Annotated in this window: 1 protein-coding gene and 1 pseudogene; both read left to right on the top strand. The window is 74.7% G+C overall.

Annotation, left to right across the window (positions count from 1 at the left end; all coding sequences use genetic code 11):
* The first annotated feature begins 572 nt into the window (after window positions 1-572).
* Window positions 573-14,633, top strand: coding sequence for a type I polyketide synthase (locus Q2K16_RS08105; protein WP_302744495.1), 14,061 nt, complete (start codon window positions 573-575; stop codon window positions 14,631-14,633).
* 48 nt (window positions 14,634-14,681) lie between these two features.
* Window positions 14,682-23,594: pseudogene (locus Q2K16_RS08100) on the top strand (type I polyketide synthase); the annotation flags it as partial.
* Between the last annotated feature and the right edge of the window lie 196 nt (window positions 23,595-23,790).

Raw genomic sequence — 23,790 nt, 5'->3', positions numbered from 1 at the left:
CGCTGATCTACTTCCGAGCATTTTCCCCACGTGGTAATTGCACGTCGCGGGGATCCGTGGCGTGCGCCGCTGCCGGGCGATTGACGAAACAATACGAGTCCGGTTCTGATCAGCGCGCGTACCGTGGCCGGGTGATCGTCGCCGAAGTGGCGTCGGTCGCCCCGCCGGTGCGCCGGTGCGGTTTGCGGCACTGCCGTGGTCCGGTGTCCTGCCGACCGGAAAGGCCACTACGGCGACGCTGTCGACAGGCGTCGCCGGCCGGCCTGGCCGACGTCGCCCAGTGGGCGATCCGCCAGTGGTCACCCACCGGTGCACGTCGTGGCCGCAGCGGTGGGCCGGCCGGGTCCACTCCGGCACGGTGACCGAAAAGCGAGCAGAATGCGTAGTCGACAAACATCGATTAAACGGGGAGTTGACGATTCTAGGGGAAATCTAGGGGTTGAAGCTCATCGATCACTGATCGACTCTGGACGGGTCGTTGGCGGAGCGGATCGAAGTGGCTGTCTCGATCATCTGCAATTCCCACGCGCTTCGCGTCACTGCGCCCACCACGTCGAAACCGGGGGAAATTCGTGGCTGTCCTGCATGGATACGAGTCGGCTGATTCCACGGCGGACATCGCGATCACCGGCATCGCGTGCCGTTTTCCCGAAGCACCGGACCCGACCCGATTCTGGGAATTGCTCGTGGCGGGCCGCAGCGCCGTCCGGGACGTCCGGGACCGCTGGCCCGCCGCCACCGGAGCCGCCCGCTGGGGCGCCTTCCTGATCGAGGTCGACACCTTCGACGCGCCCTTCTTCGACATCGGCGCCCGCGAGGCCGCACTGCTCGACCCGAGGCAACGCCTCCTGCTCGAACTCGGGTGGGAGGCACTGGAGGACGGCCGGGTGCCCGCCGACGCCGTGGCCGGCACCCCGTTCGGCGTGTTCGTCGGCACCACCTGGGACGACTACGCCCAGGTGGCGCACCGCCAGCGCACCGCACTGCGCTCCGGCCACGCGATGACCGGCCTGCACCGCAGCATGATCGCCAACCGGCTGTCGTACTTCCTGCGCGCCAACGGGCCGAGCGTCACGGTCGACACCGGCCAGTCGTCCTCGCTGGTGGCCGTCCACCTGGCCTGCGCCAGCCTGCGCAGCGGCGAGTCGACGACCGCGCTCGCCGCCGGGGTGAGCCTGGCCCTGCTGCTGGAGAGCAGCCACATCTCCGACGACTGGGGCGGGTTGTCCCCCGACGGTCGCTGCCACACCTTCGACGCTCGCGCCAACGGCTACGTCCGGGGCGAGGGCGGCGGAGCGGTCCTGCTCAAACCGCTCGACCGGGCGCTGGCCGACGGCGACCGGATCTACTGCGTGATCCGGGGCAGCGCGGTCTCCGCCGGCGCGGGCGGCACCCCCACCACCCCGGACCCGGCCGCCCAGGAGGCGACGCTGCGCGCCGCCCACCGCCGGGCGGGCACCACCGCCGCCGACGTCCAGTACGTCGAACTGCACGGCACGGGCACCCGGGTCGGTGACCCGATCGAGGCCGCCGCGCTGGGCCGGGCGCTCGGCGACCCGGCCGCGCCGCTCGCGGTCGGCTCGGTCAAGACCAACATCGGCCACCTGGAGGGTGCCGCAGGCATCGCCGGACTGATCAAGACGGCGCTGGCCGTACGGCACCGCCAACTTCCCCCGAGCCTGCACTTCACCACCCCGAACCCCGACATCGACCTGCCCCGGCTCGGCCTGACGGTGGTCGCCGACCCGACGCCCTGGCCGCGCCCGGACCGGCCCCTGGTGGCGGGGGTCAGTTCGTTCGGCATGGGCGGGACGAACTGCCACGTGGTCCTCGGCGAGGCCCCCACCGACGCGCCGCCGGCCACCCCGGTGCCGCCGGCCGTGCCGGTCGTGGCCTGGCCGGTGTCCGCGAAGTCCGACGCGGCCCGCGACGCCGCCGTGACGCGCCTGCGGGAGGGCGACGCCGACCCGGCGGCGGTGGCCTGGTCCCTGGCCACCACCCGGGCGGAGCTGCCCCACCGGGCCGTCGTGGTCGGCGACCGGGTGGTCACCGGTCAGGCGGGCGACACCGCCCTGGGGTTCGTGTTCGCCGGCCAGGGTGCCCAACGGGTCGGCATGGGTCTGCGTCTGCACGCGGCCCACCCGGTCTTCGCCACCGCGTTCGACGAGGTGTGCGCCCTGGCCCGGGTGGACCTGCGCACGGCGATCAGCACCGGCGACGGGCTCGACGCCACAGGCACCACCCAACCCGCCCTGTTCGCCGTCGAGGTGGCGCTGTTCCGGCTGCTGGAGTCGTTGGGCGTCCGCCCCGACGTGCTCGTCGGCCACTCGATCGGCGAGATCGCCGCCGCGCACGTCGCCGGGGTGCTCGACCTGCCGGACGCGGTGCGGCTGGTGTCCGCACGCGGCGAACTGATGCAGGCGCTGCCCGCCGGCGGGGCCATGGCGCACGTCCGCGCCGCCGACTCCGTCGTACGCCCGTTCCTGCGCGACGGCGTGGTCGTCGCGGCCGTCAACGGCCCCGACGCGACGGTGCTCGCCGGACCCGCCGGGCCGCTGCGCGAGGTCACCGGGGAGATCGCGGAGACGACAGGGGCCCGGGTACGGCACCTACGGGTCAGCCACGCCTTCCACTCGCCCCTGATGGACCCGATGTGCGACAGGTTCCGCCGGGTCCTGTCGACGGTGACGTTCCGGCCGGCCACCCTGCCCGTGGTCTCCACCGTGACCGGTGCGCCCGCCGACCTGACCGACCCCGAACACTGGGTACGCCAGGTGCGTGAACCGGTGCTCTTCCACGCCGCCGTCACCGGGGCCGACACCGCGTACCACGTCGGCACCTGGCTGGAACTCGGGCCGGACGGCTCGCTGTCCACCCTGATCGACAGCGGCGTCCCCACCCTGCGCGTCGACCACGACGAGGCCACCAGCCTCGTCACCGCCGCCGCAACGGTGTGGACCCGTGGTCACCGGGTGGACTGGCGCAGCCTGCTCGGCGGCGCGGGCCGGGTCGTCGACCTGCCCACCTACCCGTTCCAACGCACCCGGCACTGGGTCGGCGTACGACCGGAACCCACCCGTACCGACCGGCCGACCGCCGACCGCGACCTCACCGCCGAGATCGACGTCCTCGTCCGACGGGTGCTCGGCGGACGCGCCCCCGCCGTCATCGCACCCACCACCACCTTTCACGACCTGGGCTTCACCTCGCTGCTGGCGGTCGAGCTGCGCGACGAACTCGCCGCCGCCACCGGCCTGGTCCTCCCCAGCGGGCTGCTGTTCGACCATCCCACCCCCGCCGCGCTCGCCGAACGGCTCACCGTGCTGCTGGCCGACGGCGACCCGGTCGCGGACGACGAAACCGACGACGACACGGCGATGATGGTGGACGAACCCGTCGCCATCGTCGGCATGGCCTGCCGCTTCCCCGGCGGGGTGGCGTCACCTGAGGACCTGTGGACGCTGCTCGTCGACGGCACCGACGTCATCGGGGAGTTCCCCGACGACCGGGGCTGGGACCTGACGGCGCTACGTGACTCCGGCCGGCTCGGCACCGGCTCGGGCGGGTTCCTCGCCGACGCCGCCGGCTTCGACGCCGGGCTCTTCGGCATCTCGCCCCGCGAGGCGCTGGGCATGGACCCGCAGCAACGGCTGCTGCTGGAGGTCTCCTGGGAGGCGCTGGAACGCGCGGGAATCGCCCCCACCTCCCTACGGAACAGCCGGGTCGGTGTCTTCGCCGGCGCGACCGGGGGCGACTACGGCCCCCGCATGCACGAGGCCCGTCCCGACGCCGAGGGTTACCTGCTCACCGGCGTCAGCCCCAGCGTCGCCTCCGGCCGTATCGCGTACACCCTCGGGCTCACCGGGCCGGCGCTGACCGTCGACACGGCGTGCTCGTCGTCACTGGTCGCCGTGCATCTCGCGGCGTCGGCGCTGCGCAACGGCGAGTGTTCGCTGGCGTTGGCCGGGGGCGTCACCGTGATGTCCACGCCTGGCATGTTCGTCGAGTTCAGCCGGCAGGGTGGGCTGTCACCCGACGGCCGGTGCAAGGCGTACTCGGCCGACGCCGACGGCACCGGGTGGGCCGAGGGCGCGGGGATGCTGGTGCTGGAACGCCTGTCGGATGCGCGTCGTCGTGGTCGTCGGGTGTTGGCGGTGGTGCGGGGTAGTGCGGTGAATTCCGACGGTGCGTCGAACGGGCTGACCGCGCCGAGTGGCCCCTCCCAGGAGCGGGTGATCCGTCGGGCGTTGGCGGTGGCGGGTGTGTCGGTGTCCGACGTGCAGGTGGTGGAGGGCCACGGGACGGGTACCCGGTTGGGTGATCCGATCGAGGCGGAAGCCCTGTTGGCGACGTACGGGCGGGGTCGGTCGGAGCCGCTGTGGCTGGGGTCGGTGAAGTCGAACATCGGCCACACGCAGCACGCGGCGGGTGTCGCCGGGGTGATCAAGATGGTGTTGGCGATGCGGCACGGCACCGTTCCGGGGTCGTTGCACGTGGGTGAGCCGTCGGGGTTCGTGGACTGGTCGTCGGGTTCCGTGGAGGTGGCGCGGGAGTCCCGGGAGTGGGCGGTGGCCGAGGGTGGTCGTCGGCGGGCGGGGGTGTCGTCGTTCGGGATCAGCGGCACCAACGCACACGTGATCGTCGAGGAACCACCGGCTGAACCGGAGGTGCCGGCCGTAGGCGATTCGCCCGCGTGGTCGGGCCGGGCGTCGGCGGCGGATACGCCGGTCGGCGGTGGCGCGGGGCGGCCTGCCGGGGTGGTGCGGGTGACGCCGTGGCCGGTGTCGGCGCGGTCGGTTGCCGGGGTGCGGGAACTGGTGGACCGGTTGCGGCCGATGGTGGCGGGTGGCGGAGCGGACATCGGTACGGGGGCTGCCGGTGAGCAGGGCACCGGGGTGTCGGCGGTGGATGTGGGGTGGTCGTTGGCGTCGACGCGGTCGGTGTTCGGCGAGCGGGCGGTGGTGCTCGACGGTGAGACTGTCGCGGATTCGGCGTCGCTTGCTCCCGGGGTTCGGGTTCTGGTGTCCGGTGCGGTCGCTGCTTCGGCAGTGGGTCCGGTCGCGGGGTCGTCGGTTGGTGCCGGGTCGTCTGGTGTCGTTTCTGCGGGGTTGGGTCTGGTGTTTGGGGGTCAGGGTGGTCAGCGGGTGGGGATGGGTTTGGGGCTGTACCAAGCGTTTCCGGTGTTCGCGTCGGTGTTCGACGAGGTGTGTGGCCTGTTGGGTGGGGAGGTGCGGGAGGCGATCGGCTCTGGTGTGGGTCTGGATGACACGGGGATCGCGCAGCGGGCGTTGTTTGCGGTGGAGGTGGCGCTGTTTCGGTTGGTGGAGTCGTGGGGTGTGCGGCCTGCGGTTCTGGTGGGTCATTCGGTCGGGGAGGTCGCGGCGGCGCATGTGGCGGGGGTGTTGTCGTTGCCGGATGCGGTGGTGTTGGTGTCGGCGCGTGCTCGTTTGATGGCGGGGTTGCCGGTGGGTGGGGCGATGGTGTCGCTGCGGGCTTCGGCGGATGCGGTGGGGCCGTTTCTGTCTGGTGGTGTGGTTGTGGCGGCGGTGAATGGTCCGTTGGCGGTGGTGATTGCCGGTCCGGAGCAGGAGACGCTGCGCGTGGCGGAGGTGGCGGCGACCGGGTTGGGTGTCAGGCAGCGTCGGTTGTCGGTGAGTCATGCGTTTCATTCGCCGTTGATGGAGCCGATGGTGGACGAGTTCCGCACGGTGGTGCAGGGCTTGTCGTTCGGTCCGGCGCGGATTCCGGTGGTGTCGACGGTCACCGGGAAGATCGGTGGTCTTGCGGATCCGGATTACTGGGTGCGGCAGGTGCGTCAGCCGGTGCGGTTTCATGAGGCGGTCGAGGCGGCTGGTGCCCGCTCGTGGTGGGAGTTGAGTGCGGACGGTGGTTTGTCGTCTCTGCTGGCTGACGGTGTTCCGATGCTCCGTCCCGGTGTCGATGAGGTCACGTCGGCGGTGGCGGGGTTGGCGCAGGTGTGGGTGCGGGGGCACGACGTCGACTGGCGGGCGTACTACGGCGGGGGGAAGGTCGTCGATCTGCCGACGTATCCGTTCCAACGGCAGCGGTACTGGCTCGACAACCAGCCGGCTGTCGGGACCACCGGCACCAGGCACGCTCTGCTGTCCACCTCGGTCGACCTCGCCGACGACGCGGGAGTGCTGCTGACCGGTCGCATCTCCACCCGCAGCCACCGCTGGCTCGCCGACCACGTCGTCGACGGGCGGACGCTGCTACCGGGCACCGCGTTCCTTGAGGCCGCGCTGCGCGCCGGCGTCGAATGCGGCTGCCCCCGCGTCGAGGACCTCACGCTGCTCACCCCCCTCCCGGTCGGCCCCACCGCCGTCACCCTCCAGGTGGCCGTCGGGCCGCCGACCGACGACGGTCACCGCACCGTCACCGTGTACGCCCGCGCCGCCGACTCGACCGACTGGACCCGGCACGCCGTCGGCACCCTGACACCCGACCGGCCGGCGTCGGCCGCCCCCCGGCTGCCGGCCGACGCGCAGGAGTTGGACCTGACCGGCGTCTACGAATCGGTTGCCGGGCACGGCTACCACTACGGCCCGGCGTTCCAGGGACTCCGCCGCCTCTGGCGTACCCGGGACGGTCTGTTCGCCGAGGTCGTCCTCGACGCGGGTGAGCCGGTGGAGCCGTACCTGCTGCATCCCGCCCTTCTCGACGGCGCGCTGCACCCGGCGCTGCCCGGCGTGGCCGACGACGCCCGTCCGGCCGCGCTGCCGTTCGCCTGGTCCGGCGTCCAGGTGCACGCCACAGGCGTCCGCCGGCTGCGGGTGGCGTACACCTGGACGGGGCCGGAGACGCTGTCGATGACGGCGGTGGACGACGGCGGCACGCTGGTCGCCGAGGTCGCCTCCCTGGTCTGGCGGCCGGTGGGCGTGGCACGGCGCGGCGAGGTGCTGACCCGGGGCTGGGTGCCGGCGTCCGCCCCCACCGGCACGCCCCGCCCGGTCACCGCCGTGGCGCTGGCCGCCCGGGGCACGGACCAGGCCGCCGCCGCACACGCCGTCGCCGAGGACGTCCTCGACGAGATCCACGCCGCGCTCGCCACCGACGACGGGCCCACCGTGGTCTTCACCGTCGCCGACGACGCACCGGCCCTGGCCGTCGCCGCCGGGCTCGTCCGCAGCGCCCGCACCGAACACCCGGGCCGGTTCGTCCTCCTGCACCACGACACCGAGGTCGACGCGGCGGACCTGGCGCGGGTGGCCGCCCTCGACGAACCGGAGGTACGCCTGGCCGGGGGCGCGCTGACCGTGCCCCGGTTGCGCCGCGACGACCACACCCCGAGCGCCCCGGTCGACCTCGGCGACGGCACCGTCCTGATTACCGGCGCCAGCGGCGCGCTCGGCACCGGACTCGCCCGCCACCTGGTACGCGACCTGGGCGTACGGGGGCTGCTGCTGCTCAGCCGCCGGGGCGCGGACGCTCCCGGCGCCGCCGAACTCGCCGCCGAACTGCGGGCGTACGGCGCGGTGGTGACCCTGGCCGCCTGCGACGCGGCCGACCCGGAGCAGCTCACCGCCGCGTTCTCCCTGATCCCCGCCGACCTGCCGCTCACCGCCGTGGTGCACGCCGCCGGTGTGCTCGACGACGGCCTCGTCGCCACCCTCACCCCCCGGGCGCTGCACGCCGTGCTACGCCCCAAGGTGGACGCGGCGTGGCACCTGCACCGGCTCACCGTCGACCTCGACCTGGCCGCGTTCGTGCTGTACTCGTCGATCTCCCAGCAGATCGGCGCGGCCGGTCAGGCCGGCTACGCCGCCGGCAACGCCTTCCTCGACGCGCTCGCCGCCCACCGGCACGCCGCCGGCCTGCCCGCCACCTCGCTGGCCTGGGGGCTGTGGGCCGCCGAGGGTGGCATGGCCGAGACGCTCGGCACGGCCGACCTGGCCCGGATGGCCCGCAACGGGGTGGCCCCGCTGCGGCACGACGACGGCCTGGCCCTGTTCGACCGGGCCCTCGGGTTGCCCGGCCCGCTGCTGGTCCCGATGCTGCTGGACACCGCCGGGCTGGCCACGGCGAACGATCCGGCCGCCCTGCCCGCCGTGTGGCGCGGCCTGGTCCGTCCCCGGGCCGCCCACCCCCGCCCGGCCACCGACGGCCGGTCGCACCGCGACCTGGTGGAGGTGGTCCGCACCGAGGTGGCGGCCGTCCTCGGCCACACCGACCGGACACGGGTCGGCGTGCAGGCCGCGCTCACCGACCTCGGTGTCGACTCACTCACCTCCGTCGAGCTGCGCAACCGGCTCGCCTCGGTCACCGGGCTGGCGCTGTCGGCGACTGTGGTGTTCGACCATCCCACGGTCGCGGCGCTCGCCGACCACCTGCGGGAGCTGACCGGCGAGACCGACCCGGACGGCCCGGCGACCGGCACCGTCACCGACGCCCACGACCCGATCGCCGTCATCGGCATGGCCTGCCGCTATCCGGGCGGGGTCGACTCCCCGCAGGACCTGTGGCGGCTGGTGGCGGAGGGCCGGGACGCCATCTCCGAGTTCCCGGTCAACCGTGACTGGCCGGAGGACCTCTACGACCCCGACCCGGGGCGCCCCGGGCACAGCTACGTCCGTGAGGGCGGCTTCCTGCACCGGGCGGACGAGTTCGACCCGGCGTTCTTCGGCATCTCGCCCCGCGAGGCGCTGGCGATGGACCCCCAGCAGCGGCTGCTGCTGGAGACGGCGTGGGAGGCGGTGGAACGCGCCCGCCTCGACCCGTACTCGCTGCGCGGCAGCACCACCGGCGTGTTCGCCGGGCAGATGTACCACGACTACGCGCCGCCGGTCGACGCGATGCCCGGCGACCTGGAGGGCATCCTGCTCACCGGCAACACCGGCAGCGTGCTCAGCGGCCGGCTGGCGTACGTGCTCGGGCTCACCGGGCCCGCCGTCACCGTCGACACGGCGTGCTCGTCGTCGCTGGTCGCCACCCACCTGGCCGTCCGGGCGCTGCGCGCCGGTGAGTGCTCGCTGGCCCTCGCCGGCGGGGTCACCGTCATGTCGACGCCCGGCACGTTCGTCGAGTTCAGCAGGCAGCGGGGCCTGTCGCCGGACGGACGCTGCAAGTCCTTCTCGGCGGACGCCGACGGCACCGGCTGGGGCGAGGGCGTGGGCGTGCTGCTGCTGGAACGGCTCTCCGACGCCCGCCGGCACGGGCACCCGGTGCTGGCCGTGCTGCGCGGGACCGCCGTCAACTCTGACGGCGCGTCCAACGGGCTGACCGCCCCCAACGGCCGCTCCCAGCGGGCGGTGATCCGGGCGGCGCTCGCCGACGCCGGTCTGACCCCCGCCGACGTCGACGCGGTGGAGGCGCACGGCACCGGCACCCGCCTCGGCGACCCGATCGAGGCGGAGGCCGTCCTCGCCACCTACGGCCACGACCGCGTCGAACCGCTCTACCTCGGATCGCTGAAATCCAACGTCGGGCACACCCAGGCCGCCGCCGGCGTCGGCGGCATCATCAAGATGATCGAGGCGATGCGGCACGGCACACTGCCGGCGACCCTGCACGTCTCCGCGCCGTCACCGTTCGTGGACTGGTCCGCGGGCGCGGTGCGACTGCTCACCGAGCCCCGGGACTGGCCCGACACCGGCCGGGTACGCCGCGCCGCCGTCTCCTCGTTCGGGATCAGCGGCACCAACGCGCACGTCGTCATCGAGGCCGCCCCGCCGGAGCCGACGCCCACCGGAACCGCCCCCGCCACCGTCCCGGCCGTGGTGCCGCTGGTGCTCTCCGCCGTCACCCCCGCCGGGCTGCGGGCCCGCGCCGACCAGCTCGCCGACCTCCTCGACGGCGACGCCCCCGACGCCGACCTGGGCTGGTCGCTCGCGGCCACCCGCGCCGACCTGCCCGAACGTGCGGTCGTGCTGGCCGATCACACCACCGCCCTGCGCGCCCTCGCCGGCCACGAACCGCAGCCCGGACCGGGCGGCGACGCCGATCCCGCCCTGGTGGTCGGCACCGCCGGGGACCACGGCGGCGTGGTGTTCGTCTTCCCCGGCCAGGGCGGCCAGTGGACGGGGATGGCCGCACCGCTGATGGCCCAGTCGCCGGTCTTCGCCGCGTCGATGCGGGCCTGCGCCACCGCCCTGGCCCCGTACGTCGACTTCGACGTCACCGACCCGGACCTGGCCCTCGACCGGGTCGACGTGGTGCAGCCCGCGCTGTGGGCGGTGATGGTGTCGCTGGCCGCGCTGTGGCGCTCGCTGGGGGTGGAACCCGACGCGGTCGTCGGACACTCGCAGGGCGAGATCGCCGCCGCCGTCGTCGCCGGGGCGCTCACCCTCGACGACGGCGCCCGGGTGGTGGCGCTGCGCAGCCGGGCCCTGCGGGACATCGCCGGCGGCGGCGGGATGCTCTCCGTCGCCCTGCCGGCCGAGGACGTCGCCGACCGGCTCGCCGGCCACGACGGGCGGTTGTCCATCGCCGCGCTCAACGGGCCGCGCTCCACAGTGGTCTCCGGCGACGCCGACGCGCTCGCCGACCTGCACGCCCGCTTCGCCGCCGAGGGCGTCCGCTCCCGCATGGTCAACGTGGACTACGCCTCCCACTCCGCGCACATCGAACCCCTCGCCGCGTCGCTCACCGCGCTCCTCGCCGACGTCGCACCGCAGCCGCCCCTGGTGCCGCTGTACTCCACCGTCACCGGCCGGCCCCTGGCCGAACCGGTGGACGCCGACTACTGGTACCGCAACCTGCGGCACACCGTGCTGTTCCACGACGCCGTCACCGAACTGACCGGCCACGGGCACGGCGTGTTCGTCGAGATCAGCCCGCATCCCGTGCTCGCCGTCGGGCTCACCGAGACGGCGCCGGACGCCCGCGTCGCCGGCTCGCTGCGCCGCGACCGGGGTGGCCTCGACCAGTTCCTCACCGCCGTCGCCACCGTCTACACCTGGGGGGTGCCGGTGGACCTCACCGCGCTGTTCCCCGGGGCCGGGGGCGTGGACCTGCCCACCTACCCGTTCCAACGCGACAGGTACTGGCTGACCAGGCGACCCCGTGGCGAGGTCTCCGGTGCCGGCCTCGACCCGGCCGCGCACCCACTCCTCGGCGCGGTGACCGCCCTCCCCGACGGTACGGTCCTGCTCACCGGTAGCGTGTCCCGCCGCAACCAGCCCTGGCTGGCCGACCACGTCTTCTCCGGCACGGTCCTGGTGCCCGGCACCGCGCTGGTGGAGTTGGCGCTGCGCGCCGGTGACGAGGTCGGCTGCGACGAACTGCGCGAACTGACCCTGGTGGCCCCGCTCGCGCTGCCCGACCGGGCGTCGGTGCGGGTGCAGGTCCGGGTCGGCGCGCCGGAGGCCGACGGCGTCCGGCAGGTCACCGTGCACGGCCGGGCCGCCGAGGACGACCCGTGGACCCTGCACGCCACCGGCAGCCTCGCGCCCGCCACCCCGGGCACCCCGCCGTTCCCGCTGGTGTGGCCGCCGGCCGGCACGCACCAGGTCGACCTGGACGGTGCGTACGACAGGCTCGCCGCACACGGCTACGACTACGGCCCGACCTTCCGTGGCCTGCGTGCCGCGTGGACCGGACCCGACGGTGACGTCTACGCCGAGGTGGCGCTCCCCACCGCCGACGCCGACCGGTTCCTCGTCCACCCGGCGCTGCTCGACGCGGCGCTGCACCCGATGCTGCCGGGGGTGGTCGGCGACCGGCCGGCGGGCCTGCCGTTCAGCCTGTCCGGCGTGCGGGTGACCGCCACCGGGGCGACCGCGCTGCGCGTACACCTGTCGACCGGTGACCCGGCGGACGGCACCGCGCGGGTCGTCGCCGCCGATCCCGGCGGCACCGTCGTCGCCGTGCTCGACGCGGTCGTGCTGCGGCCGGCCGCCGCACCCGTACCGTCCCGCGACGCCCTCTACCGGGTGGAGTGGACGCCGCTGGACCTGCCCGCCGCCGCGCCCGTCCCGGCCGGCACCGAGGTGCTCGTGGTCCGCCCGGCCGTCACCGGGGACGTCCCCGCCGACATCCGGGCCACCCTGCGGCAGGTCCGCGACGACGTCCGGACCTGGCTCGCCGCCGAACACCCGGACGCCGCGCGCCTGGTCGTGGTCACCACCGGCGCCGGTCCCGCCGGCACCGACCTGCCCGCCGCCGCCGTCTGGGGTCTGCTGCGCACCGCCCAGACCGAGAACCCCGACCAGCTCGTCCTGCTCGACGTCGACGCCACCGCGGTGCTCGACGACCTGCTCGGCCCGGTGCTGGCCAGCGGGGAACCGCAGGTGGCGGTCCGGGCCGCGACGGCGTGCGTGCCCCGGCTCGCCGCCGCCGGGCCCGACCTGGTGCCACTGCCCACCGACGGGGCACACCGGATGGTCGTCACCCGCCCCGGCACCCTGGACAGCCTGGCCTTCGAACCCTGCCCGCAGGTGTGGCAGCCGCTCGGCCCCACCGAGGTCCGGATCGCCGTCCGGGCCGGTGGGCTCAACTTCCGCGACGTCCTCATCGCTCTCGGGCTGGTCCCGCAGCAGCACGCCCTGATGGGCGCCGAGGGCGCGGGCGAGGTCCTCGCCGTCGGGTCCGCCGTCACCGACCTCACCCCCGGCGACCGGGTGTTCGGCTACTTCGACGGCGCGTTCGCCCCGGTCGCCGTCGCCGACCGGCGGCTGCTGGCCCGGATGCCCGACGACTGGTCGTACGCCCGCGCGGCCACCGTGCCCGTGGTGTTCCTGACCGCCTACTACGGTCTGGTGGACCTCGGCCGGGTCCGCCCCGGCGACCGGGTGCTCGTCCACGCTGCCGCCGGCGGGGTCGGCATCGCCGCCGTGCAGCTCGCCCGCCACCTCGGGGCCGAGGTGTTCGGCACCGCCAGCCCCGGCAAGTGGGACACCCTGCGCGCGCTCGGTCTCGACGACGACCACATCGCCAACTCCCGCACCCTCGACTTCGCGACGACGTTCCGCGCCACCACCGGCGGACGCGGGATGGACGTGGTGCTCAACTCGCTTGCCGACGACTTCGTCGACGCCTCACTCGGCCTGCTCGCCGACGGGGGACGGTTCCTGGAGATGGGCAAGACCGACATCCGGGACCACGCCGAGGTGCATGCCGCCCACCCCACCGTCGACTACCGGCCGTACGACCTCACGGCCCTGGCGGTCACCGCGCCCGACTCCGACGGGGCCGAACCGGAGCGGCTCCGCGTGATCCTCGCCGAGGTGCTCGACCTCTTCGCCGCCGGAGTGCTCGCCCCACTGCCCGTCACCACCTGGGACGTGCGCCGCGCCCGGGAGGCGTTCCGGGCCCTGCAACAGGCCCGCACCACCGGCAAGGTCGTACTCACCGTGCCGAGGCCGCTGGACCCGGCGGGCACCGTCCTGGTGACCGGGGCCACCGGCACCCTCGGCGGGCTCACCGCCAGGCACCTGGCCGCCACCCACGGCGTACGCGAACTGCTGCTGGTCAGCCGGCGCGGACCGGACGCCCCCGGCGCGGCCGGCCTGGTCGCCGACCTGGCCGACCTCGGCGCGCGGGCCCGGGTGGTCGCCTGCGACGTCGCCGACCGCGACGCGCTCGCCGCGCTGCTCGCCGACATCCCCGCCGCGCACCCGCTGACCGCCGTGTTCCACACCGCCGGGGTGCTCGACGACGGGCTGTTCACCGCCCTGACCACGGCCCAGTTCGACACCGTCCTGGCGGCCAAGGTGGACGCCGCCTGGCACCTGCACGAGCTGACCGTGCACCGGGACCTGTCCGCGTTCGTGCTGTTCTCCTCGTTCGCCGGCCTGCTGGGCACCCCGGGGCAGGCCAACTACGCCGCCGCCAACGGTTTCCTCGACGGCCTCGCCGCCCTGCGCCGCGCCGCCGGGCTGCCCGCCGTCTCCCTGGCCTGGGGACTGTGGGCGCAGGCCAGCGGCATGACCGGGCACCTGTCGGAGACGGACCTGGCCCGGATGGCCCGCGAGGGGCTGCGCCCCCTGGAGGCCGGGGAGGGGATGAGCCTGCTCGACGACAGCCTGGCCGCCGGCCTGCCCGTGGTCGCGCCCACCAAACTCGGCCTGCCCGCGCTGCGCGCCCAGGGCGACGCGTTGCCCGCCCTGCTCCGCGGCCTGGTCACCCGGACCTCCCGCCGGCAGGCCGCCACCACCCGGACGACGGCCGGCACCCTCGCCGACCGGCTCGCCCCGCTCAGCGAGGCGGACCGGACGACAGCCCTGACCGACCTGGTCCGCGCCCAGGTGACCGCGGTGCTCGGACACGGCGGCGACGGCGTCGTCGACCCCGACCGGGCCTTCCGTGACCTCGGGTTCGACTCGCTCACCGCACTCGAACTGCGCAACCGGCTCGGCACCGCCACCGGGCTGCGCCTGGCCGCCGGAGTGGTCTTCGACCACCCCACCCTGACCGAACTCGTCGCCCACCTGCGCGGCCAGTTGACCCTGGACGCCCCACCCGGCCCCGACGGCGGCCCCACAGGCGTCCTGGCCGAGCTGGACCGGCTGGAACAGGCGATGCGTCAACTCACCGACCGACCCACCGGTGCCGTCGCCGACCGGCTGCGGGACCTGCTGGCGATGTGCGGGCCCGCCCCGGCGGCCGTCCCCGACGTGGACCTGGACACCGCGACCGACGACGAACTGTTCGCGCTCGTCGACGAACAGAACTGACCCCCGACCCTGCCTGACTGGGAGTGGACTGACGTGGCGGACGAGGACAAACTGCGCGAGTACCTCCGACGGGCCATCGCCGACGCCCGCGAGGCGCGCGGCCGGCTGCGCGAATGGGAGGAACGCGCCACCGAGCCCATCGCCATCGTGGGCATGGCCTGCCGGTTCCCCGGCGGCGTACGCAGCCCGGAGGACCTGTGGCGGGTGGTCGCCGACGGGGTGGACGTGACGTCCCCGCTGCCCACCGACCGGGGCTGGGACGTCGACCGGCTCTACCACCCCGACCCGGACCACCCCGGCACCACGTACACCCGCACCGGTGGTTTCCTGCACGACGCGGGCGACTTCGACGCCGAGTTCTTCGGCATCTCGCCCCGCGAGGCGCTGGGCATGGACCCGCAGCAACGGCTGCTGCTCGAACTGTCCTGGGAGGCGGTGGAACGGGCCGGCATCGACCCGACGACGCTGCGCGGCACCCCGACCGGCGTGTTCGTCGGGGCCACCGACCAGGACTACGGTCCCCGTCTGCACGAGGCCCCACCCGAGGTGCAGGGTCACCTGCTCACCGGCAACACCGCGAGTGTCGCCTCCGGACGTGTCGCCTACCAGCTCGGGCTCACCGGCCCCGCGGTCACCATCGACACGGCCTGCTCGTCGTCGCTTGTCGCCCTGCACCTGGCCGTCCGTTCCCTGCTCGCCGGGGAGAGTGACCTCGCCCTGGCCGGTGGGGTGATGGTCATGTCCACCCCGGGCACGTTCGTCGAGTTCAGCCGGCAGCGGGGGATCGCCCCGGACGGCCGGTGCAAGGCGTTCTCCGCCGACGCGGACGGCGTCGGCTGGGGCGAGGGCGCCGGCATGCTCCTGGTCGAGCGCCTGTCGGATGCGCGTCGTCGTGGTCGTCGGGTGTTGGCGGTGGTGCGGGGTAGTGCGGTGAATTCGGATGGTGCGTCGAATGGTCTGACGGCGCCGAGTGGTCCGGCGCAGGAGCGGGTGATCCGTCGGGCGTTGGCGGTGGCGGGTGTGTCGGCTGAGGACGTGCAGGTGGTGGAGGGGCACGGGACGGGTACCCGGTTGGGTGATCCGATCGAGGCCCAGGCGTTGTTGGCGACGTACGGGCGGGGTCGGTCGGTGCCGTTGTGGTTGGGGTCGGTGAAGTCGAATGTGGGTCATACGCAGCATGCGGCGGGTGTGGCTGGGGTGATCAAGGTGGTGTCGGCGATGCGGGCCGGGGTGGTGCCGGGTTCGCTGCACGTTTCCGAGCCGTCGGGGTTGGTGGACTGGTCGTCGGGTTCCGTGGAGGTGGTGCGGGAGTCGCGGGAGTGGACGGTGGTTGGGGGTGGTCGTCGGCGGGCGGGGGTGTCGTCGTTCGGGATCAGTGGGACGAATGCGCACGTGATCGTGGAGGAGCCGCCGTCGGTGGAGGTGGCTGCTCCGGAGGCGGATGCGGTGGTGGCGGGTTCGCGGGTGCCGGTGGGGGTGACGCCGTGGCCGGTGTCGGCCCGGTCGGCTGCCGGGGTGCGGGACCTGGTGGGGAGGTTGCAGCCACTGGTGGCGGGGTCGGACGGTCCGTCGGCGGCGGACGTGGGGTGGTCGTTGGCGTCGACCCGGTCGGTGTTCGCCGAGCGTGCGGTTCTGCTCGATGGTGCGCTGGTCGCGGATTCGGCGTCGCTGACCCCGGAGATCCGGGAACTGACCACCGGCGACGGCCCGACGACCGTCCCGGCCTCCGGTCTGGGTCTGGTGTTTGGGGGTCAGGGTGGTCAGCGGGTGGGGATGGGTGCGGGGCTGTGTCGGGTGTTTCCGGTGTTCGCGTCGGTGTTCGACGAGGTGTGTGGCCTGTTGGGTGGGGAGGTGCGGGAGGCGATCGGCTCTGGTGTGGGTCTGGATGACACGGGGATCGCGCAGCGGGCGTTGTTTGCGGTGGAGGTGGCGCTGTTCCGGTTGGTGGAGTCGTGGGGTGTCCGCCCGGCGGTTCTGGTCGGTCATTCGATCGGGGAGGTCGCGGCCGCGCACGTGGCCGGGGTGTTGTCGTTGCCGGATGCGGTGGCGTTGGTGTCGGCGCGTGCTCGTCTGATGGCGGGGTTGCCGGTGGGTGGGGCGATGGTGTCGCTGCGGGCTTCGGCGGATGCGGTGGGGCCGTTCCTGTCTGGCGGTGTGGTCATCGCGGCGGTGAATGGTCCGTCGGCGGTGGTGATCGCCGGCCCCGAACAGGAGACCCTGCGCGTGGCGGAGGCGGCGGCTACCACGCTGGGTGTCCGGCAGCGTCGGTTGTCGGTGAGTCATGCGTTCCATTCGCCGTTGATGGAGCCGATGGTGGACGAGTTCCGGGCGGTGGTGGAGGGTTTGTCGTTCGGTCCGGCGCGGATTCCGGTGGTGTCGACGGTCACCGGAAAGGTCGACGATCTTGCGGATCCGGGGTATTGGGTGCGGCAGGTGCGTGAGCCGGTGCGGTTTCATGAGGCGGTCGAGGCGGCTGGTGCCCGGTCGTGGTGGGAACTCAGCCCGGATGGGGGTTTGTCGTCCCTGCTGGCTGACGGTATTCCGATGCTCCGTCCCGGTGTCGATGAGGTCACGTCGGCGGTGGCGGGGTTGGCGCAGGTGTGGGTGCGGGGTCACGACGTCGACTGGCGGGCGTACTACGGCGGCGGCACCGTCGTCGATCTGCCGACGTACCCGTTCCAACGGCAGCGGTACTGGCTGGAATCCGAACGCCGCGGCGACGAGCCGTACCTGATCCAGGAAACCTGGCACACCGTCGACCTGCCCCCGGCCCCGGCCCTCGACGGCGACTGGCGCATCGTCACCGACAGCACCGTCGACGCGCGCCCGTTCGCCGACCTGCTCACCGGGCACGGTGCCCGGGTCGAGGTCACCGACGGCCCCGGTAGCGCCCCGGTCACCGGCGTCCTCGCCCTCACCGCCGACCCGGTCCCGCTGCTCACCGCCCGCACCGGCCCGGTGTGGCAGGTCACCGGGGACGCCGCGACCATCGGCCGGGGCCGGGCCCTGGGCTGGGCGTGGCCGGACACCTGGCGGGGGACCCTCGACCTGCCCACCGATCCGGACCCGTACACCGGTGGGCTGCTGGTGGCCGCCCTCGCCGCCACCGGCCCGGTCACCGAGCACCTCGAACTGCGCCCCGGCGGGGCCCGCGCCCGCCGACTCACCCCGGTACCCGTCGGCGGTCCCGAGTGGACGCCGCACGGCACGGTGCTGGTCACCGGCGACGGTCCGGGCGTCGACCTGATCAAGGGCTGGCTCACCGCCGAGGGGGCGACGGTCCGCCGGGTGCACCCGGACGAGTTGCCCGCAGCGACGACCGAACCCGGGGTGACCGCCCTGGTGCACGCCGACATCGACATCGACGCCCTCGACCTCACCGGCGGGCCGGACACGGTCGTGCTGCTCACCCCCCTCGCCGGCGTCCTCGGCACGCCCGACCTGCCGGCGGCGGGACAGCGGCACGCGGTCGCGGTCCACACCGCCCGTACGCTGGCCGCGCAGGGCCGTACGGCCAGCGTGGTGGCCTGGGTCGACCCGGCCGACCGGCCGGTGGCGGGGGTGGACGCCGCACCGGCCGACGCCGCCGTCGCCGCGCTGCGGCGCGCGGTCGGCGGTCGGCTGCCGGCCGTCGTGGTCGCCGCCCTCACGCCGGCCACCCTCGGCGTCGCCGACCTCCCCCCGGGGGTACGCGGCGTGCTCGGCGGCTACGTCGGCCCGCCGCCCGAACCCACAGGCGAGCAGATCGACCCGGCCGACCTGCTGCCCCTGGTACGTCGGGAGATCGCCGACGCCCTGAGGCACCGGGACACCGGCCGGGTCACCGCCGACCGGCCGCTGGGGGAGCTGGGCATCGACTCGATGACGGCGGTCACCATCCGCAACCGCCTCGCCGCCGCAACCGGGGCGGACCTGCACACCACTGTCGTGTTCGACCATCCCACCGCCCGTTCCCTGGCCGGGCACCTCGCCGCCGCCGGAACCCGCCCCGCCGACGGCGACGCCCCCACCACCGTCGCGGCCCCGGACGAACCGTTGGCGATCATCGGGATGGCCTGCCGGATGCCCGGCGGGGTGCGTACCCCCGAACAGCTCTGGCGGCTCGTGCTCGACGGCGTCGACGCCATCTCGTCGTTCCCCACCGACCGGGGCTGGGACCTCGCCAACCTGGTCCACCCGGACCCCGACCATCCCGGCACCACCTACACCGACCAGGGCGGGTTCCTGACCGGAGCGGCCGAGTTCGACCCGGCGTTCTTCGGCATCTCCCGCCGGGAGGCGCTGGGCATGGACCCGCAGCAGCGGCTGCTGCTGGAGACGGCGTGGGAGGCCCTCGAACACGCCCGGATCACCCCGGAGTCGCTGCGCGGAACCCGGGTCGGGGTGTTCGCCGGAGGCAACGGCAACGACTACGCCACCACGATGACCCGCGCCCCGGAGGGCGTCGACGGCTACCTGATGACCGGAAACGCGGCGAGCGTCGTCGCCGGCCGGATCGCCTACCTGTTCGGGCTGGTCGGCCCGGCGCTGACCGTCGACACCGCCTGCTCGTCGTCGCTGGTGGCGCTGCACCTGGCCGGGCACGCACTGCGCGCGGGGGAGTGCACGATGGCGCTGGTCGGCGGCGTCACCGTGATGTCGACCCCGGGCACGTTCGTTGAGTTCAGCAGGCAGCGGGGCCTGGCCCCCGACGGGCGGTGCAAGGCGTTCGGCGCGGACGCCGACGGCACCGGCTGGGCGGAGGGCGCGGGCATGCTGCTCGTCGAGCGGCTCTCCGACGCACACCGCCACGGCCACCGGGTCCTCGCCGTGGTCCGGGGGTCCGCCGTCAACCAGGACGGGGCATCCAACGGCCTCACCGCGCCGAACGGCCGCTCCCAGCAGGCCGTGATCACCGAGGCGTTGCGGACGGCCGGCGTCGCCGCCACCGACGTCGACCTGGTGGAGGCGCACGGCACCGGCACCCGGCTCGGCGACCCGATCGAGGCCGAAGCGCTGCTGGCCACCTACGGGCAGGGGCGACCGGCGGATCGGCCCCTGTGGCTGGGCTCGCTGAAGTCGAACATCGGGCACACCCAGGCCGCCGCCGGGGTAGCCGGGATCATCAAACTCGTCCATGCCCTGCGCGACGGCGTACTGCCCCGCACGCTGCACGCCGACGAACCCACCCCGTTCGTCGACTGGCGGCGCGGCGCGGTGGAACTGCTCCGCGAGCAGCGCCCCTGGCCGGCCGGTCCGGGGCCACGCCGGGCGGCGATCTCCTCCTTCGGGGCCAGCGGCACCAACGCCCACGTGATCGTCGAGGCCGCCCCGCCGACCGTCGACCCGGCACCCCCGACCCCGCCGCCGGTCACCCCGTGGGTGGTGACCGGGCGGGACGAACGCGGCCTGCGCGCGGTCGCCGCCGACCTGCTCACCGTCGCCGACCGGGTCTCCCCGGCCGATCTGGGGTTCTCCCTGGCGACCGCCCGCCAGCCGCTGGAGCGGCGGGCGGTGGTCACCGACACCGCCGGGCTGCGGGCGCTGGCCGACGGTCACCTTCCGCCGGTCACGCCCGGCCCCGGCGACCTGGGGTTCCTCTTCACCGGGCAGGGCGCGCAGCGGGCCGGCATGGGCCGGGGACTGCGGGCCGCCTTCCCCGTCTTCGCCGCCGCGTTCGCCGAGGTCTGCGCCGCCTGCGACGGGCACCTGGGCCGGTCGTTGGCCGACGTCGTCGACACCGGCGACGGCCTCGACGACACCACCGTCACCCAACCCGCGATCTTCGCCGTCGAGGTCGCCCTGTTCCGGTTGCTGGAATCCTGGTCGCTGCGACCGGACGTGCTGGCCGGGCACTCCATCGGGGAGATCGCCGCCGCGCACGTCGCGGGCGTACTGTCGCTGGCCGACGCGGCCACCCTGGTCACCGCGCGGGGCCGGCTGATGGGCGCGCTGCCGTCCGGCGGGGTGATGGCCGTCGTACGGGCCACCGAGGCCGACGTGGTGCCGCTGCTCACCGCCGAGGTGGGCATCGCCGCCGTCAACGGACCCCGCTCCCTGGTGCTCTCCGGTACCGCGTCCGCCGTGGCCGCGGTGACCGACGCGCTCGGTGTGCCGGGCCGGCGGCTGACGGTCAGCCACGCGTTCCACTCCCCGCTGATGGCACCGATCCTCGACGACTTCCGCGCCGTGGTGGGCGGGCTCGCCTTCCACCCGCCCCGGATTCCGGTGGTGTCCACGGTGACCGGTCGACCCGCCGACCTGACCGACCCCGAACACTGGGTGGCCCACGTGTCCCGACCGGTGCGGTTCGCCGACGCGGTCGCCGCGCTGCGCGACACCGGCGTCGACACCCTGCTGGAGGTCGGCCCGGACGCCGCGCTCACCCCGCTGACCGTCGACCTGCTGACCGGGGACGCCACGGTCACCGCGACGATGCGCCGGGACCGGGACGAGGCGGCCACCCTGGTCGCCGCCGTCGGCGAGGTGTTCGCCAGGGGCCACCGGGTGGACTGGGCGGCCTGTTACCGGGGCAGCGGCGCCCGCCTGGTCGACCTGCCCACCTACCCGTTCGCCCGGGAACGGTACTGGCTCACCGCCCGCCCCACTGGCGGCGTCGACTCCGCCGGCCTCACCGGCACCGACCACGGCCTGGTCGGGGCGCTCGTCGAACACGTCGACGACGACGGGCTGACCCTCACCGGCCGGATCTCCACCGGCACCCACCCGTGGCTCGCCGACCACGCCGTGCTCGACACGGTGCTGCTGCCCGGCACGGCGTTCGTCGACCTGGCGGTCACCGCCGCCCGCCGCGTCGACTGCGCCGGCGTCGACGACGTCACCCTGGCCGCGCCGTTGGTGCTGCCGGCGGGCGGCGCCGTCGACCTGCGGGTGACCGTCGCCCCACCCACCGACGACGGCCGCCGGACGCTCACCGTCCGGTCCCGTCCGGCCGGCGGCACCGGGTGGACCACCCACGCCACCGGCATGCTCACCCCCGACGGCGGCCCGGTGGAGGCGCTGCGCCAGTGGCCGCCGCGCGACGCCACCGAGATCGACGTGTCGGCCGCGTACCCGGCGCTCGCCGCCGCCGGCTACCGGTACGGGCCCACGTTCCAGGGGCTGCGCCGGGCCTGGCGTCGGGGCGCCGAGGTGTACGCCGAGATCACCCTCCCCGAACCGGCCCGCCCCGACGCCGCCGGCTACGCCCTGCATCCCGCCCTGCTGGACGCGACCCTGCACGCGGTCATGCTCGACTCCCTCACCGCCGCCGAACCGAGCCTGCCGTTCGCGTGGAGCGGGGTCCGGGTGGTGCGTCCCGGCGGCACCGAACTGCGCGCCCGGTTCGTCCCGGTCGGCGGGTCCGCGGTGGCGGTGACCCTCGCCGACGGTACTGGCGAACCGGTCGCCGTCGCCGAACGGCTGGACTGGCGGCCGGTGTCCGCCGAAGCGCTGCGCCCCACCCACCACGAGTCGCTGTACCGGCTCAACTGGACCGAGGTCGCCGTCGGCGCGGCCGGGGACGACCCGCCGTCCTGGCAGCGCCCCGACAGCCCGGTCCGCCTGGTGACCCTGACCGGCCCGGACGGCACCGACACCGTCGCCCGCACGCACGCGGCCACCACCGGGGCGCTGCGTCTGGTCCAGGAGTGGCTGGCCGCCGTCGACGACCGTACCCTCGTCGTGCTGACCACGAACGCCGTGCCGACCGCCGGCGGTGAACCCCACGACCTGCCGCTGGCCGCGGCGCTCGGCCTGCTGCGCACCGCCGCCACCGAGAACCCGGGCCGGGTCGTGCTGGTCGACCTCGACGGGTCCGCCGCCGCCCGCCGGTTGCTGCCCGCCGTGGTCGCCGCCGCCGAACCCCAGGCCGTGGTACGCGGCGAGCGGGTGCTGGTGCCCCGCCTGGTCCGGTTGGAGACCGTCGACGGGCCGGGCACCACGCTCGACCCGTCCGGCACCGTGCTGCTCACCGGCGGCACCGGCGGCATCGGCGCGGCCCTGGCCCGGCACCTGGTCCGCCGGCACGGCGTGACCCGGCTGCTGCTGACCAGCCGCCGGGGACCCGACGCCGACGGTGTCGGGAAACTCGTCGCCGAACTGGCCGAACTCGGCGCGGAGGCCACCGTCGTCGGCTGTGACACCGCCGACCGGGACGCCGTCGCCGCACTGCTCGCCGGCATCCCCGACGAGCATCCGCTGACCGCCGTGGTGCATCTGGCCGGTGTCTCCGACGACGGCGTGCTCGGCTCGCTCACCCCGGAGCGGGTCGACGCCGTGCTGCGGCCCAAGGTCGACGCGGTGTGGCACCTGCACGAGTTGACCGCCGGGCGGAACCTGTCGGCGTTCGTGCTGTTCTCCTCGGCCGCGTCGGTGTTCGGGGCACCCGGCCAGGGCAACTACGCCGCCGCGAACGCCTTCCTCGACGCGATGGTCCACCACCGTCGGGCCCGGGGACTGACCGCGACCACCCTGTCCTGGGGGCTGTGGGAGGGCGTCGGCGGCATCACCGGGCACCTCACCGGGGCCGACTTCCGCCGGATGGCCCGCTCCGGTGTGGCCGCCATCCCCGTCGCCGACGGCCTCGACCTGCTGGACGCCGCGCTGGCCCAGCCCCGGGCCTGGGTGTTTCCGCTGCGCCTCGACCCGGCGGCGTTGCGGGGACAGGGCGACGCGCTGCCCGCCGTGCTGCGCAGCCTCGTCCCCGCCGCCCGGTCCACCACCGGTCCCGTCACCCCGACCGTCGACCTGACCGCCCTCCCGCCGCAGGAGCGGGACCCGGTCCTGCTGGACCTGGTACGCGGCCAGGTGGCGGCCGTCGTCGGGCTCACCGCTGGCGACGTCGACCCGGGCCGGCAGTTCCGGGACCTCGGCTACGACTCACTGACCGCCGTCGACCTGCGTAACCGGCTCGGTACGGCGACCGGGCTGCGGCTGCCCGCCACCCTCGTCTTCGACCACCCCACCCCGGCCGAACTGGCGGCCTACCTGGCGGAACGGTTCACCGACGACGTCGGGGACACCGGCCCGGCGGTGCTCGGCGGGCTGGACCGGTTGCACGCCGAGGTGCTCGCCGCGGATCTCGCCGCGACGGCACGGGCGGCGGCGCGGGCCCGGCTGAAGGACATCCTCGCCCTGCTCGACGAGCCCGCCGCCGCGGGCGAGAACGTCGACGCGG

The organism is Micromonospora cynarisoli, assembly GCF_030518815.1.
GTDB classification, from domain to species: Bacteria; Actinomycetota; Actinomycetes; order Mycobacteriales; family Micromonosporaceae; genus Micromonospora; species Micromonospora wenchangensis.
The sequence above is the reverse complement of the archived record's forward strand: the minus strand, read 5'-3'. Positions and strand labels throughout refer to the sequence as shown.